Source organism: Orbaceae bacterium lpD04 (genome assembly GCA_036251935.1).
Lineage (GTDB): Bacteria > Pseudomonadota > Gammaproteobacteria > Enterobacterales > Orbaceae > Orbus > Orbus wheelerorum.
Genome location: CP133967.1, coordinates 2,177,698 through 2,192,345, shown reverse-complemented (window position 1 = coordinate 2,192,345; position 14,648 = coordinate 2,177,698). Strand labels below are relative to the sequence as shown.

13 protein-coding genes are annotated in these 14,648 nt (G+C 37.7%); 7 read left to right on the top strand and 6 right to left on the bottom strand.

Features of this window, described 5'->3' with window-relative positions; translation table 11 throughout:
- The first annotated feature begins 329 nt into the window (after positions 1–329).
- The 6 genes from RHO14_09720 (at position 330) to RHO14_09695 (ending at position 5,553) form a co-directional block, all read left to right on the top strand.
- On the top strand, positions 330–1,013 hold the full coding sequence (locus RHO14_09720; GenBank protein ID WVD70629.1) for a hypothetical protein: 684 nt from the start codon (positions 330–332) through the stop codon (positions 1,011–1,013).
- 445 nt (positions 1,014–1,458) lie between these two features.
- Complete coding sequence (locus tag RHO14_09715; GenBank protein ID WVD70628.1) at positions 1,459–2,145, top strand: hypothetical protein; 687 nt, start codon at positions 1,459–1,461, stop codon at positions 2,143–2,145.
- Between the two features lie 453 nt (positions 2,146–2,598).
- A complete protein-coding gene (locus RHO14_09710; protein ID WVD70627.1) occupies positions 2,599–2,832 on the top strand; it encodes a hypothetical protein in 234 nt (77 codons plus the stop codon).
- Positions 2,833–3,542: 710 nt separating this feature from the next.
- Entirely contained in the window at positions 3,543–4,790 is a 1,248-nt protein-coding gene (locus tag RHO14_09705) for a hypothetical protein (GenBank protein ID WVD70626.1), read from the top strand.
- A gap of 4 nt (positions 4,791–4,794) precedes the next feature.
- Positions 4,795–5,193 (top strand): TIR domain-containing protein, encoded by a 399-nt coding sequence (locus RHO14_09700; GenBank protein ID WVD70625.1) that lies wholly within the window; start codon positions 4,795–4,797, stop codon positions 5,191–5,193.
- 111 nt (positions 5,194–5,304) lie between these two features.
- The gene (locus RHO14_09695) at positions 5,305–5,553 is read left to right on the top strand and encodes an IS3 family transposase (GenBank protein WVD70624.1); all 249 of its coding nucleotides are present in this window, start codon (positions 5,305–5,307) and stop codon (positions 5,551–5,553) included.
- 885 nt (positions 5,554–6,438) lie between these two features.
- Here the strand turns inward: RHO14_09695 and RHO14_09690 are convergent.
- The 6 genes from RHO14_09690 to lipB all read right to left on the bottom strand — a co-directional run bounded on the left by RHO14_09690 (position 6,439) and on the right by lipB (position 11,345).
- Entirely contained in the window at positions 6,439–7,155 is a 717-nt protein-coding gene (locus tag RHO14_09690) for a DUF554 domain-containing protein (protein ID WVD70623.1), read from the bottom strand.
- 11 nt (positions 7,156–7,166) lie between these two features.
- Positions 7,167–8,630, bottom strand: a complete 1,464-nt coding sequence (locus RHO14_09685; protein ID WVD70622.1) for a M48 family metalloprotease — start codon at positions 8,628–8,630, stop codon at positions 7,167–7,169.
- An 87-nt stretch (positions 8,631–8,717) separates the two neighbouring features.
- Positions 8,718–8,939: a helix-turn-helix transcriptional regulator gene (locus RHO14_09680; GenBank protein ID WVD70621.1), complete on the bottom strand. Its 222-nt coding sequence runs from the start codon at positions 8,937–8,939 to the stop codon at positions 8,718–8,720.
- A gap of 11 nt (positions 8,940–8,950) precedes the next feature.
- Positions 8,951–9,511, bottom strand: a complete 561-nt coding sequence (locus RHO14_09675) for a DUF2975 domain-containing protein (GenBank protein WVD70620.1) — start codon at positions 9,509–9,511, stop codon at positions 8,951–8,953.
- Positions 9,512–9,740: 229 nt separating this feature from the next.
- On the bottom strand, positions 9,741–10,709 hold the full coding sequence (gene lipA, locus RHO14_09670; protein ID WVD72507.1) for a lipoyl synthase: 969 nt from the start codon (positions 10,707–10,709) through the stop codon (positions 9,741–9,743).
- A 15-nt stretch (positions 10,710–10,724) separates the two neighbouring features.
- Positions 10,725–11,345 (bottom strand): lipoyl(octanoyl) transferase LipB, encoded by a 621-nt coding sequence (lipB, locus tag RHO14_09665; protein WVD70619.1) that lies wholly within the window; start codon positions 11,343–11,345, stop codon positions 10,725–10,727.
- A 634-nt stretch (positions 11,346–11,979) separates the two neighbouring features.
- On the opposite strand from lipB, the gene aceE reads away from it, so the two are divergent.
- Positions 11,980–14,646 (top strand): pyruvate dehydrogenase (acetyl-transferring), homodimeric type, encoded by a 2,667-nt coding sequence (gene aceE, locus RHO14_09660; GenBank protein ID WVD70618.1) that lies wholly within the window; start codon positions 11,980–11,982, stop codon positions 14,644–14,646.
- Positions 14,647–14,648 lie beyond the last annotated feature (2 nt).

The window sequence follows — 14,648 nt, the reverse complement described above, 5'->3', positions numbered from 1 at the left end:
AACCTCGCTCTCGACCTGCCAATAACGGTAATATTGAGGCGAGTCTATTCAGTGATATCGACGTAACTGTTATCTAAACGGTCGAAATTAAAGAACAAGGTCAATATCAAGGTAAACAACAAATGGGGTGAGATCTTTTCGACCGTTAAATGATGTTGAGGATGGCGTGCACGTTAGCCTATCGGGCAGGGATGACCGATAAAGCGAGGTCGCACAGGAAGTGCGCTCTGCGCAGTGGCGCAAAATGTCATAGATAAAAAAGCTAAAATACGCGACCGAACAAACACGATACTAATATGAAATACCCAAACTCAAGGGATTAAACAACGATGAAATTAGCTTATTTAAAATCGCTATTATTACTGCCGTTACTTTTATTGTTAATCGGTTGCCAAGACTATGGAAAAATGAAACAGCATCTGGTTGATGGTTATAACGGTCTTGATGCTTACTGTTTATATGTTGGTCGAATGGAGGGCTTTCCTTATTTAGCGCAGCCATTAGATCTGTTTCCTGAAGAAAGCAAAAATATATCTCATACTGCCCGAGTTAATGCGCGTTTATCTGCATTTGAGCAAGCTGGCTTATTAACCTCAGTTCAAGCCAAAGGGCGTGATGGTAAGCTTTACCCTCTATATAGCCTAACTGAGGAAGGTAAGCATTATTATAAATCACCAAAAACGGCGGGCTTTAAAGGGGAAAATTTAAAAGATACACAGTTCTGTTTTGGTCGTCGTGAAATATTAGAGGTTACCGATATTAGAGATAGAGAGACTGATTTTTATGGTGGTCGAACTACTGAAACGATTGTGGATTTTACCTATAATCTTAATGATGTACCAGATTGGGCTAAGCATCCAGCAATAAAAGCAATAAAGCAATATAATATTGACTTTTCTCGTGATCCTAAAAATAAAAAAGGTCAAGTTTACTTAACTAAAAAAGGCGGCACTTATTATAATTACGGCACCAGTCGCTCTATCGAAACTGTTCGGCTAGGTTATTATCTTTAATGATTCTTAGTAATAAAAGGGGTATATATTGGTTTTACGGTCGTTCGGTCACTTAATGGTGGTTGTGATATAAACGGCAACGCTGCTAGTGACCAGTTAGGGGGATCCCGCCTTCCCCTAACAACCCGGCTCTCGACCTGCCAATAACGGTAATAATGTTGCGAGTTTATTCAGTGATATCGACGTAACCGTTATCTAGACGGTCGAAATTAAAGAAAGGTCAATATCAAGGTAAACAAATGTGTTGACTTTTTTCGACCGTTAAATAATGTTGAGGATGGCGTGCACGTTAGCCTATCGGGCAGGGATGACCGAAAAAGCGAGGTCGCACAGGAAGTGCGCTCTGCGCAGTGGCGCAAAATGTCATAGATAAAAAAACTAAAATACGCGACCGAACAAACACGATACTAATATGAAATACCCAAACTCAAGGGATTAAACGACGATGAAATTAACTCATTTAAAATCGCTATTATTACTGCCGTTGCTATTATTGTTAATCGGTTGCCAAGACTATGGCAAAATGAAACAGCATCTGGTTGATGGTTATAAAGGTCTTGATGCTTATTGTTTATATGTTGGGCGAATTACAGATCTTCCCTATTTAGCTGAGCCTACTCATTATGGTCCTGATGAAAAAAAAAATCTATCTCATTATATTCAAGTTAGTCAGCGTTTAACTGCCTTTGAACAAGCGGGTTTATTAACCTCGACTCAAGCGATAGGAAAAGGTGGTAAAAGCTACCCATTATACCGTTTAACTGATGAAGGTAAGCAATATTACAAATTCCCGAAGGCTGCAGCAGTTCGCCATCGTGATGATTTAAAAGATGCACAGTTCTGCTTTGGACAGCGTGAAATATTAGAGGTTACCGATATTAGAGATAGAGAGACTGATTTTTACGGCGGTCGAACCACTGAAACGATTGTGGATTTTACCTATAACCTTAATGATGTGCCAGATTGGGTTAACCATCCAGCAATAAAAGCAATTAGACAGTATAATATCGATTTTTCAGGCGATAATAAAAATGAAGAGGGGCAAGTGTATTTAACTAAAAAAGGCAATACTTACTATAATTATGGTACGAGTATATCCATTGAAACTATTCAGTTAGGTTTTTATTTTTAATTATCCCTAGTAATAAGGGCATTATATATTGGTTTTGTAGTGGTTCGGTCACTTAATGGTGGTTGTGATATAAACGGCAACGCTGTTAGTGACCGGTTAGGCGGATCCCGCCTTCCCCTAACAACCCCGCTCTCGGCCTGCCAATAACGGTAATATTATAGCGAGTTTATTCTGTAATAGCGGGGTAACCGTTATCTAAACGGTCGAAATTAAAGAACAAGGTCAATATCAAGGTAATAAATGGGTTGACCTTTTTTCGACCGTTAAATAATGTTGAGGATGGCGTGCACGTTAGCCTATCGGGCAGGGATGACCGATAAAGCGAGGTCGCACAGGAAGTGCGCTCCCTTTGGCGGTCGCGACGTTAAATGTCATAGATGAAAAAGCTAAAATACGCGACCGAACAAACACGATACTAATATGAAATATCCAAACTCAAGGGATTAAATAACGATGAAATTAGCTTATTTAAAATCGCTATTATTACTGCCGTTGCTATTATTGTTAATCGGTTGCCAAGACTATGTCAAAATGAAACAGCATCTGGTTGATGGATATAAAGGTCTTGATGCTTATTGTTTATATGTTGGGCGAATTACAGATCTTCCCTATTTAGCTGAGCCTACTCATTATGGTCCTGATGAAAAAAAAATCTATCTCATTATATTCAAGTTAGTCAGCGTTTAACTGCCTTTGAACAAGCGGGTTTATTAAGCTCGACACAAGCGGTAGGAAAAGATGGTAAAAGCTATCCATTATATAATCTAACAACGGAAGGTAAGCGATATTACAAATCCCCTAAAGCAGCAGCTGTTCGCCATCGTGATGATTTAAAAGATGCGCAGTTTTGTTTTGGTCGTCGTGAAATTTTAGAGGTTACTGATATTAGAGATAGGGAGACTGATTTTTACGGCGGTCGCACTACTGAAACAATTGTTGATTTTACTTATAATCTTAACGATGTACCAGATTGGGTTAACCATAAGTGGTTACATTCTTCGTTAGGCTATTTGCCTCTCGTTAAATTTAGCAAACAAGTACCCCTTAATTTTTTTGTATGAAAAGGTGTGGACATTCCAGATTCTTTTAGATGGGGTTTGAGGTCCAATGATGTAAAAAACCATGATAAGAAGATAACTTGCTGTTTTTTTTATATTAATTAGAAGAACCTTTTTGTTATTAATTTTTTCAACTCTTCTCCTTGAAAAATAAAAGATTACCCCCATTATCATGTTTTAGTAAATAACTAATTTGTGTGGGTTTAGGGGCCGCATGGAAAAGGGAAGATAAGGTTTTTTTTAGCCAGAAAGGTGTCAGTAACTACCTAAAAAAAACTGTTACACCTTTTTTCGTACAGTTGGCCCTCCCCCCTAATTGAAAAAGAATAGGTGATGTGATTGAGTAAAAAAAACCAAAGTTTGTTGTGCTTTGTGGTTATGGGCTTCGGAAAAAAAACTGATTTCCGGTCTGGTAAGCTCTTAAACCTGGATGCAACGTACAATGAGATAATTAAACCGGCAGCAGAGGAGCTAAGGATAAAGTGTGTCAGGGCTGACGAAATAATGCAGTCTGGGATTATTGATGTGGAGATGTATAAGTTGCTACTTTCTGCAGACATTGTTGTTGCTGACATATCGACAAGCAACGCAAATGCGATATATGAACTAGGGGTAAGGCATGCACTAAAAAAAGGCACGACCATCATCATGTCTGAAAAGTCAGCCGTGCTACACTTCGACTTAAATCACATTGCAACCATACAATATGAACATCTTGGTGATGACATTGGTTGCTCTGAAGCTAGAAGAATAAAAGAGCAGCTAAAATCGTTAATGGAGGCAGCCTTAAATGAAACTCGTACTGATAGCCCTGTGTACACTTACTTGCCAGATTTAAATACCCCAACGCTAACAGCAAAAGAAATAAAAGAAATCGTGCAGGATTCAGATGAGGCAGAAAAGGAATGGGGGGACATATTCAATAGTGCAGAAGAAAAACTCAAGCTGGGTGATTTCTCAGAAGCAAAGGAGCTTTATCAGAAAGCTTTAGGGATAAGGCCTAGAGATGAATATTTAATTCAAAGATTAACACTCTGTACATACAAAGAAAAAACAGAATCAAAAAGCAGAGTGATGTGTTGCATGGATGCCATGGTTATTTTAGCTACTTTATTTCCTGATACCAGTAATGACCCAGAAACCACAGGGATGGCAGGCGCCATAAATAAATACATATGGATGGACACAAAAGACATTACATTCCTAAATAAAGCAATTTTATTCTATAACCGTGGGTATGCTATAAAAAAAGATTATTTCAACGGTGAAAATTTAGCTCTTTGCCATTTTGAAAAGGCTAAACAATTAAGGAGTACAGAAAATGTAAATAATAAAGATATCGTATTTAATGAGGTTAGTGCCGAAAAAATATTTAGCTCTGTACTTGAAATCACAGAAGGGATCATAGAATCAACTAACTTCGATGAAAGAAGCGATGTGAAATGGGTTTACGCAACAGCGGCCAAGGCAGCATCATATCTAGAGTTAAAAGAAAAAGAGGATTTATACAGTGGTAAATTTAAATTACTCTGTGACAACTCATGGGATTTTGATACATTTGAAGAAAACAAAATAAAAAGGATTTGATTTAATGAGTAAAACATACCGCGTTTTTATTAGCCATTGCTGGGATTACAATGATTCACTTATAAAGTTAAAAGATTTATTAAACAAAGAGGATGGACTTATTGCATCTTATGAAGAGGTAACTGTAGATGCACCTATAAACTCAGAGGATGAAAAATACATCAAGCGAGTGTTAAAAGCTAAAATAGAAGCATCAGACGTATTTATTGTTGTGGCAGGGATGTATACAGCACATAGTGATTGGATGAAATGGGAAATTGAAACAGCTGTAGCTAATAACGTACCAGTTATTGGAATTAGGCCGCATGGTTCCCATAGAATACCTCTGACTGTCACAAATAATGCGAAGGTTATTGTTGGATGGTACACGCCATCAATAATATCAGCAATCAAAGACTGCTAACTAAAAAAACGCAATGTTGACACAGCTTCGTTATACTATAACGATGCTGGTTTGCTTTTAGGATATCGATTTTCGTCCCATTATCAGTGCAAAACTAATAAACAGAAATCGGTGGTCTATTATGCCGATAAAATTTTAACTATTTTTAAAAATAGTTACCGCGCATATGGGACTCGGCGAATTCGCCTTGCCTTGCAGGACGAAGGCATTCATGTTTCTCGTCGTTATATTGCTAGGGTAATGAAATCGTTATTACTGACATCAAAGTATACCATTAAACGGTATAAAACTCACAATGAAGAGGTGAATGGGGCAATCATTTACAACGTGAATTTTATGTGGGTGATAAAAGACAGCTAATTGTTGCTGATTTGACCTATATTCGGGTTAATCAAAGCTAGAATTATTTATGTGTTTTATTGAATTTATCTAATAGAAAAACTGCTGGCTACAGCGTTGGTAAGCATAAAACAGCAGGCTTAGTGATGTCAGCATTAAGTCAAATTAAACAGCCATTATCAAGCCTAAATTAATTCCATTCAGACCGAGGGAAAGAATTTGACAATCAGCTACCCGATGATTGTTTTAAGACGTTTAATATTCAACGTTCATTAAGTAAAAAAGGCTGTCCTTACGATAATGCCGTTGCGGAAGCCACATTTAAGACGATTAAAACGGAGTTTGTAAAAGATGAAGAATTCATGACAACAACAATGCTACAACAAGCATTTACTGCATATGGTTATTAGTATAACCATATGCGGTTACATTCTTCGTTAGGCTATTTGCCTCCCGTTAAATTTAGCAAACAAGTACCCTTTAATTTTTTGTATGAAAAGGTGTGGATATTCCAGCAACGCTACTAGTGACCGGTTAGGGGAATACCGCCTTCCCCTAACAACCTCGCTCTCGATCTGCCAATAACGGTAATATTGAGGCGAGTCTATTCAGTGATATCGACGTAACTGTTATCTAAACGGTCGAAATTAAAGAACAAGGTCAATATCAAGGTAATAAATGGGTTGACCTTTTTTCGACCGTTAAATAATGTTGAGGATGGCGTGCACGTTAGCCTATCGGGCAGGGATGACCGATAAAGCGAGGTCGCACAGGAAGTGCGCTCCGCGCAGTGGCGCAAAATGTCATAGATAAAAACGCTAAAATACGCGACCGAACAAACACGATACTAATATGGCATAGCCTAAAAAAACGAAATAATTCGGCAATTAATTTTTGCCTAGCCAATTAAAATAACGTAATCCAAAAAGCTGAAATTGGCATAACGATTAATAGCGAAAATAGCATATTGGCAACCGGGAACGATTTAATACCACAAATTCTAAAACCCGTTGCTAACATAATCATACCGCCACAAGCTGAAAAATCGGCGAACATATTTGCTGAAATCAGCGGCTGAATAATAATTGCAAGAAAAAACAATATGGTTTGAATGATAAACTGTGGAATAGCAATTAGTGACACCGCATAACCTAGCGTAATGGCAAAAATTGTAGCAGTAAATAGATCTAAAAATGCTTTAGCAATCAATAGTGAGGGATCGCCAGAAATTCCCTCGGTTAATGATCCAAAAATACCCATGCCACTGGCACAAAATAGCACAACTAATGCCACATATTTTTCAACAAAGTCTTCTCTAGAGGCTATCAACACTTGATCCGGTTTGGGTTTGTCGACAAATTTACGCAATTTTAAAGCCAGTTTTTCAATGCCTCGTTCAAGCTGACAAAGTTCGCCAATTAGTGAGCCAAGCAGCATTGAAAGTACCACCGCAGGGATTGAGTTTACTTTCATAATAAGTGCAATACCAATGCCCATTGACGCGCAGCCAAATGTCATCGGTAATGCTTCACGTACTCTTGCTGGAATATATCTACCTAATACTGCGCCTAAAATACCGCCAATAGCGATGGCGGCGCCATTTATAATTGGTCCTACTAACATTTTTACCTCAATTAACCTAACTGACGCTTATAAGGGGCGTAACGCGTTTGTAATTGCTCAAGTTCATTAATGCGCGCATCAATTCGAGCCAGTGTAAATTGATTATCTTGCGCTTGTTTCTTGGCATTTTTTAATAGCGTTATCGCTTGTGGAAATTGACCTTGTAGTGCCAATATTTCGGCTCTGGCCGTCATTTCTTGAGCGCGCTGTCTTTGCTGCTGATAAACTGACATTAATAAATCCCAGCCATTGATATCATCACTATATTGATGAGTATAACGATGCAATAAGCTTATCGCTTTTTGATAATCTTTGTTCTCAATATACGCACTTGCTAGATTGATTTGTAATGCACTACTACTTGGATTAACTTTTATTGCGGCTAAAAGGCGATTAATTGCTTCTTTTTTCTGATTAAGTTCTAAATCAATATCTGTCATTAAATCAATAAACCAAATATTATTAGGATCTTTATCAAGTAAAGGCTGCAATTTAGTTTTAGCGCCGACATAATTTTTACCACGATAGTCAACTAACGCACTCGCATAGCCTAGCGCAATATTTGCCCTAGGATTATTTAGCTTTTGATAATCTTGTAATAAAATCTGCGCAGCGTTTTTGTTATTGCCAACCAAAATAACTAATCTCGCTTTCGCTAAATAATAATTTAACGATGAGGGAACTGTTTTTTTAGCATATTGATTACTGCGATTACGAATATCAGATAAACGGCTATCGGGTAATGGGTGAGTTAATAACATTTCTGGTGGTTTAGACATAAAACGTGTTTCGTCGGCTAATTTTTGTAAAAAATCTGCCGAGGCATAAGGATCAAACCCTGCTTTAGTTAGCGTTCTTAGCCCCACTCGGTCGGCTTCTTGCTCATTACTTTGGGTGAAACTAATTTGGCTTTGAGCAGAGCCCGCCATCGTGCCTGAAATTGCCGCCATTCCAGCTTCCGGGCTTGCTAAGGCAAGCAGTAGCGATCCTAATGTTGCCCCCCAAATATAAGGGCTGTTTTTATTACGCGATTCCATGGCTCTAGCCAAGTGCCTTTGGGTAACATGGCCGATTTCATGTGCCATAACCGAAGCAAGCTGGCTTTCGGTATCGGTATCTACTATCAAACGAGAATGTACAACAATATTACCGCCAAAATAAGCAAAAGCATTGAGTACATCGCTTTGTAAAACATAGAAGTGAAAAGGGGTATGTACCGAATCGGCATTAGCAACTAATTTACTACCCAATGAGTTTATATACTCATTTAACATTGGATCATTAATTATCGGGGCACTTGCTCGAAGTAGGCGAGTATAATAATCGCCCATCTCAATTTCTTGACCGATACTAAGGGTTGTTACCGCCGCTGTACCAATATCCGGTAGAGTTGTATTATTATTGGCAATTACTGGTACAAATATCTGCGGGATCAGCATTAGCGCAGATAAAAAAACAACGGTAAATTTTTTCATAGTTGCAATATTCCAGAAACAAATTATCACTAATTTTATACTAAAATTACCTAAATAGCGAAGCGATCTATGTTGCTAGCCGTGCTATTATTCTATTGGCTGATCTAATGCCTGATATTCCAAAATATCACCAGGTTGGCAATTAAGGTATTGGCAAATAGCTTCAAGCGTTGCAAGCCGAAATCCTTTTACTTTACCCTGTTTTAGTAGTGATAGATTTTGCTCTGTAATGCCAATGCTCGCCGCTAAATCTTTTGATTTTACTTTCCTTTTAGCAAGCATCACATCTAAATTAATAATAATGGGCATATTTGTCTTCCTTATACAAATTGTTTATTTTCTTCTGCAAGTTCGGTTGCTTTTTTAAGAATCTGACCAATAAGCATAATACTCATTGCCGGGAACAAGGTAAGAATATCTTCACTGGTTAACGAAACAGAAATATAACGCCCTTCAGTTAGGTTATAGCTTAAAATGAGTGATTGTAATGGCTCAAATAACATACCTAAAATAACCCACGATACTAAAAATAGGCCAAAATAATAACAGTGTTTAGCGGCTTGTAACGAAAAATAATCAGCGTTGCTGTAACAGATAAAAAGTTGTCGTAGCTGATAAAATGCATATGCTAAAGCTATAATAGGTAACGTATCAAGGATCGTTGCTAAAGTTGCCTGCCATATCTTTAGTGTCGTTGGGTCAACATCGACAACTGTTTCGATAAAGAGCGAATAACCACCTGACTCAAGGCCAATATTTGTTGTATTAAAAAAATAGAATAATACTGGCGAAAGGCAAGCGGCTATAACGCAAATGAGTGGTATTAAGGTTAATGAAGCCATAAAGTAGCTATAGCGATTAAGACGTGTGCGGGTGTTCATATTAATTCCTTATGATTGATAAAATGAAAAATAAGCAGTGACGATAGATTATACTAACTTTAATCTTAGTCAATAAAAAATTAAAATAAAACGATAATAAATCACATTTTAATCATCAAAAAAAATCCAAGCTATTGTGATTAATAGCTTGGATAATTGTAAATGCCAACAGTAATAACACCATTTTTTACACTAAATTACGATGTTACAACAAAAAAATAACGAAGGTTTATTTCACTTCTTTACCTTGTGCCTGTAAATCAGCATGATATGACGAGCGAACAAATGGGCCACATGCCGCATGCGTAAAGCCCATATCTAAGGCAATTTGCTTAAGTTCATTAAACTCGTCAGGCGATACATAGCGCTCAACTGGCAAATGGAACTTACTTGGCTGTAAATATTGACCTAACGTTAACATAGTAACGCCATTAGCCCTTAAATCTTTAAGTACTTGAATCAGCTCTTCATTGGTTTCGCCAAGGCCGACCATCAAGCCTGATTTAGTTGGAATAGTTGGGTGCGCAGCTTTAAATTTAGCCAGTAACTCAAGTGAGCCTTGGTAACTTGCACCAGGCCTAATTTTTTTATATAAACGCGGAATATTCTCAAGATTATGATTAAAGACATCAGGTGGATTATCTTTAAGAATTGCCACCGCATCATCAATACAGCCACGAAAATCAGGTGTTAATGTTTCGACCTTAATATTGGGGCTTAAGGCTCTAATTTCACGTGTACAATCAGCAAAATGACTCGCGCCACCATCTTTTAAATCATCCCTATCAACGGATGTGATAACCACATAACGTAATCGCATCTCTTGGATTGTTTTAGCTAGTTTTTCAGGCTCTTGTTGATCAGGCGGTAGTGGGCGGCCATGAGCAACGTCACAAAATGGGCAGCGGCGAGTACAAATATCACCTAAAATCATAAATGTTGCCGTGCCATGATTAAAACATTCTGCAAGGTTTGGGCAAGAAGCTTCTTCACACACTGAATGTAAACCATGTTTACGCATGGTATTTTTGATATGTGCAATATTTTCAGTTTGCGCAGAGAGTTTTATCCTCATCCAATCAGGTTTTTTTAATACTGAATTATCATCAACCGTAACTAAAGGAATTAGCCTTGTTTTATCTGCATCACGATATTTTGAACTTCTAACATTATGGGGCTCAACATTGGTATTGGTCATATTTGGCATAGTCTCTTATTTGGTGCCTGATGTAAGTTGTGTGATAAATTCATTTACCATGAAATTTGCAATTTCATGTTGATTAATTTGACCGATATAATCTTTCATCTGCGTCATTTCTAACCCGGCGTAACCACAAGGATTAATATTATTAAAAGGTGTTAAGTCCATATCAATATTTAACGCAAGGCCATGTAATGTGCAGCCGCGTGTAATATGTAGGCCTAACGAACAAATTTTTTTACCATTAACATACACCCCAGGGGCGTTTTCTTTGGTCATAGCAACGATATTATAGTTAGCTAATGTTGCAATAACGCTATTTTCTAAATAACCAACGGTATCACGAATTCCAATATTTAAGCGTTTTAGATCTAACAAAATATACATAATTTGTTGGCCGGGCGCATGATAAGTAATTTGCCCACCACGATCGGTTTGAATAATTGGGATCGTTGTTGTATGCAATAAATGCTCGGCTTTACCTACTTTCCCTTGAGTAAAAACGGGTGGGTGCTCGACTAACCAAATTTCATCGGGTGTTTGGCTGTTGCGCGTTTGGCTAAATTGATGCATGCGCTCATAAGTTTGCAAATAGGGTTTCAATCCTAAATTTTTGACAATGGGTTTATCCATATCACGACCTATTTATCCTGCATAATTGAGTGGTATTATCAATAATAAAACATTTATCTCATCGATGATGAAAATCGTTGTTACTCGCAAACATAAATTACTGCTAAGAAGTCATCAACTATTTATAATGTCGCCAATATTAGTCTATTTATACTCATAACCAATTAAAATACTCGAAAATAGCGCTGGAAATCAAAAGTAACGGGATTTCAGGACACGGAAGCAAGAGGCGAAACCTCTAGTTACGCTGCTTATAACAACGCTAAAGTTCAAACTAAAAAATCAAGCATCTTGATTTCAGTTGTGTATATATTATGGTTTTGTTGCCGAATATAACAAAAACGAATAGCGATTGACAATATAAAGCGCATAAGGCAATAAGGGGCTTAAATATAAATTTATATTTGAATTTTTAAAAATTCAAATATATCATATAGATAAAAGTATCGAATTCATATATATTGGAATAGTTGATTAATTTGATAGGAATTAACATTCCTTTCATTGGGTGGGTAAGCTTTACCTTTAGCAAGGTAAGTGGCAGACTGTCAAAAATAATTTATGTTTATAAACACACGTAATGCAAAATGCGCAAATTGCGCTGCATTTTTTATAACAAAAAAGAGGTTTAAATATGTCGGACATGCAAATGAATGATATCGATCCTATCGAAACACAAGATTGGCTCAAGAGTATTGAGTCAGTAATTCGAGAGGAAGGCACTGAAAGAGCACAATATATTATTGAACAAATCGTTAATCAAGCTCGCCAAGGCGGCGTGCCATTATTATTTGGTTCTTCAACGAGTAATTATGTCAATACCATCTCTGTAGAAGATGAGCCAGCTTATCCAGGTGATTGGGAACTTGAAAGACGAATTCGTTCTATCGTTCGTTGGAATGCAATGATGATAGTGCTACGTGCATCTAAAAAAGATCTCGATTTGGGTGGCCATATGGCATCATTCCAGTCAGCAGCGACATTTTATGAAGTCTGTTTTAACCACTTTTTCCGTGCTCGCAATGATAAAGATGGCGGCGATTTGGTTTATTTCCAAGGTCATATTGCACCAGGCGTTTATTCGCGTGCATTTATTGAAGGCCGTTTAAGTGAAGACCAACTTGACAACTTCCGTCAAGAAGTTCACGGCAAAGGTTTACCGTCTTATCCGCACCCTAAATTAATGCCAGAATTTTGGCAGTTCCCAACAGTATCAATGGGCCTTGGTCCAATTAGTGCAATTTATCAAGCGCGTTTCTTAAAATATTTAAACCATCGTGGACTTAAAGATACGACTGAACAACGTGTATATGCATTCTTAGGTGATGGTGAGATGGATGAGCCAGAATCAAAAGGTGCAATCACCGTTGCAACGCGTGAAAAACTTGATAACCTAACATTTGTTATCAACTGTAATTTACAACGCCTAGATGGCCCTGTTACTGGTAATGGTAAAATTATCAATGAACTTGAAGGGATTTTTGCTGGTGCTGGATGGAACGTTGTCAAAGTTATCTGGGGTAATCGTTGGGATAAATTACTACAAAAAGACAAATCAGGTAAACTTATTCGTTTAATGAATGAAACCCTTGATGGTGATTATCAAACGTTTAAATCAAGAGATGGTGCTTATATTCGTGAGCATTTCTTTGGTAAATATCCAGAAACGGCTGAACTTGTTAAAGATATGTCTGATGATGAAATCTTCCGTTTAAATCGTGGTGGTCAAGATCCTGCGAAAATGTTTGCGGCTTTCCAAAAAGCAAAAGACACGAAAGGTCGTCCAACAGTTATTTTAGCGCATACTATCAAAGGTTATGGTATGGGTGATGCTGCTGAAGCTAAAAATATTGCGCATCAGGTTAAAAAAATGAATATGGATGGCGTGCGTCATGTGCGTGACTTCTTTAATATTCCCGTTACTGATGATGCGATTGAAAAACTACCATATATTAAATTTGAAGAACACACCCCTGAATATAAATATATTCACGAACGTCGTGCGGCGTTAAAAGGTTATGTTCCTTCACGTTTACCTAACTTTACTGAAAAAGTTTCTATTCCAGCATTAAGCGAATTTAGCTCATTACTTGAAGCTCAAAATAAAGAAATTTCAACCACTATCGCGTTCGTGCGTGTACTTAACATCATGCTAAAAGACAAAGATTTAGCACCACGTTTAGTGCCAATCTTAGCGGATGAAGCACGTACATTTGGTATGGAAGGACTATTTCGTCAAATCGGTATTTACAGCCCTAACGGCCAACAATATACCCCACAAGATAAAGAGCAAGTTGCTTACTATCGTGAAGATGAAAAAGGTCAAATCTTACAAGAAGGGATCAATGAAATGGGGGCAGGCGCTTCATGGCTTGCAGCTGCAACATCATACAGCACTAATGACTGCCCGATGATCCCATTTTATATTTATTACTCGATGTTTGGTTTCCAACGTATTGGCGATCTATTATGGGCAGCTGGCGATCAGCAAGCACGTGGATTCTTAATCGGTGGTACATCTGGTCGTACAACGTTAAATGGTGAAGGTTTACAACATGAAGATGGTCATAGCCATATTCAATCACTAACTATTCCTAACTGTATCTCTTACGACCCTTCATACGCTTATGAAGTTGCGGTTATTATGCAAGATGGTTTACGTCGTATGTATGGCGAACAAGAAAATGTTTACTACTACATCACAACGCTAAATGAAAACTACGAACAACCTGCAATGCCTAAAGACGCTGAAGAAGGTATTCGTCGTGGGATCTATAAACTTGACAGTATTGCAGCTAAAAATGGCCAGCCAACCGTTCAGTTATTAGGTTCTGGTGCAATTTTACGTCATGTACGTTTAGCGGCTGATATTCTTGCGAATGATTACGGTATTGGTAGTGATGTATATAGTGTTACCTCATTTACTGAAGTGGCTCGTGAAGGTCAAGATTGTGAGCGTTGGAACATGTTACACCCAACTGACAAACAACGTGTCCCTTACATTACTCAAATAATGAATGATGCGCCAGCCGTTGTATCAACTGATTATATGAAACTATTTGCAGAACAAGTTCGTGCTTATGTTCCAGCTGAGTCTTACAAAGTTCTTGGTACTGATGGTTTTGGTCGAAGTGATAGCCGAGCTAATTTACGTCATCACTTTGAAATTGATGCAAATTATGTGGTCGTTGCAGCATTAGGCGAGCTTGCAAAACGAGGTGATATCGAAAAATCAGTTGTTGAACAAGCAATTAAAAAATTCGATATTAACGCAGAAAAAGCTAATCCACGTATTGCATAAGA

Excerpts from the sequence above, each read along its gene's own strand:
- RHO14_09720 (WVD70629.1), top strand. The coding sequence starts at position 330 with ATGAAATTAGCTTATTTAAAATCGCTATTATTACTGCCGTTACTTTTA.
- RHO14_09715 (WVD70628.1), top strand. The coding sequence starts at position 1,459 with ATGAAATTAACTCATTTAAAATCGCTATTATTACTGCCGTTGCTATTA.
- RHO14_09710 (WVD70627.1), top strand. The coding sequence starts at position 2,599 with ATGAAATTAGCTTATTTAAAATCGCTATTATTACTGCCGTTGCTATTA.
- RHO14_09700 (WVD70625.1), top strand. The coding sequence starts at position 4,795 with ATGAGTAAAACATACCGCGTTTTTATTAGCCATTGCTGGGATTACAAT.
- RHO14_09690 (WVD70623.1), bottom strand. The coding sequence starts at position 7,155 with ATGTTAGTAGGACCAATTATAAATGGCGCCGCCATCGCTATTGGCGGT.
- RHO14_09685 (WVD70622.1), bottom strand. The coding sequence starts at position 8,630 with ATGAAAAAATTTACCGTTGTTTTTTTATCTGCGCTAATGCTGATCCCG.
- RHO14_09680 (WVD70621.1), bottom strand. The coding sequence starts at position 8,939 with ATGCCCATTATTATTAATTTAGATGTGATGCTTGCTAAAAGGAAAGTA.
- RHO14_09675 (WVD70620.1), bottom strand. The coding sequence starts at position 9,511 with ATGAACACCCGCACACGTCTTAATCGCTATAGCTACTTTATGGCTTCA.
- lipA (WVD72507.1), bottom strand. The coding sequence starts at position 10,709 with ATGACCAATACCAATGTTGAGCCCCATAATGTTAGAAGTTCAAAATAT.
- lipB (WVD70619.1), bottom strand. The coding sequence starts at position 11,345 with ATGGATAAACCCATTGTCAAAAATTTAGGATTGAAACCCTATTTGCAA.
- aceE (WVD70618.1), top strand. The coding sequence starts at position 11,980 with ATGTCGGACATGCAAATGAATGATATCGATCCTATCGAAACACAAGAT.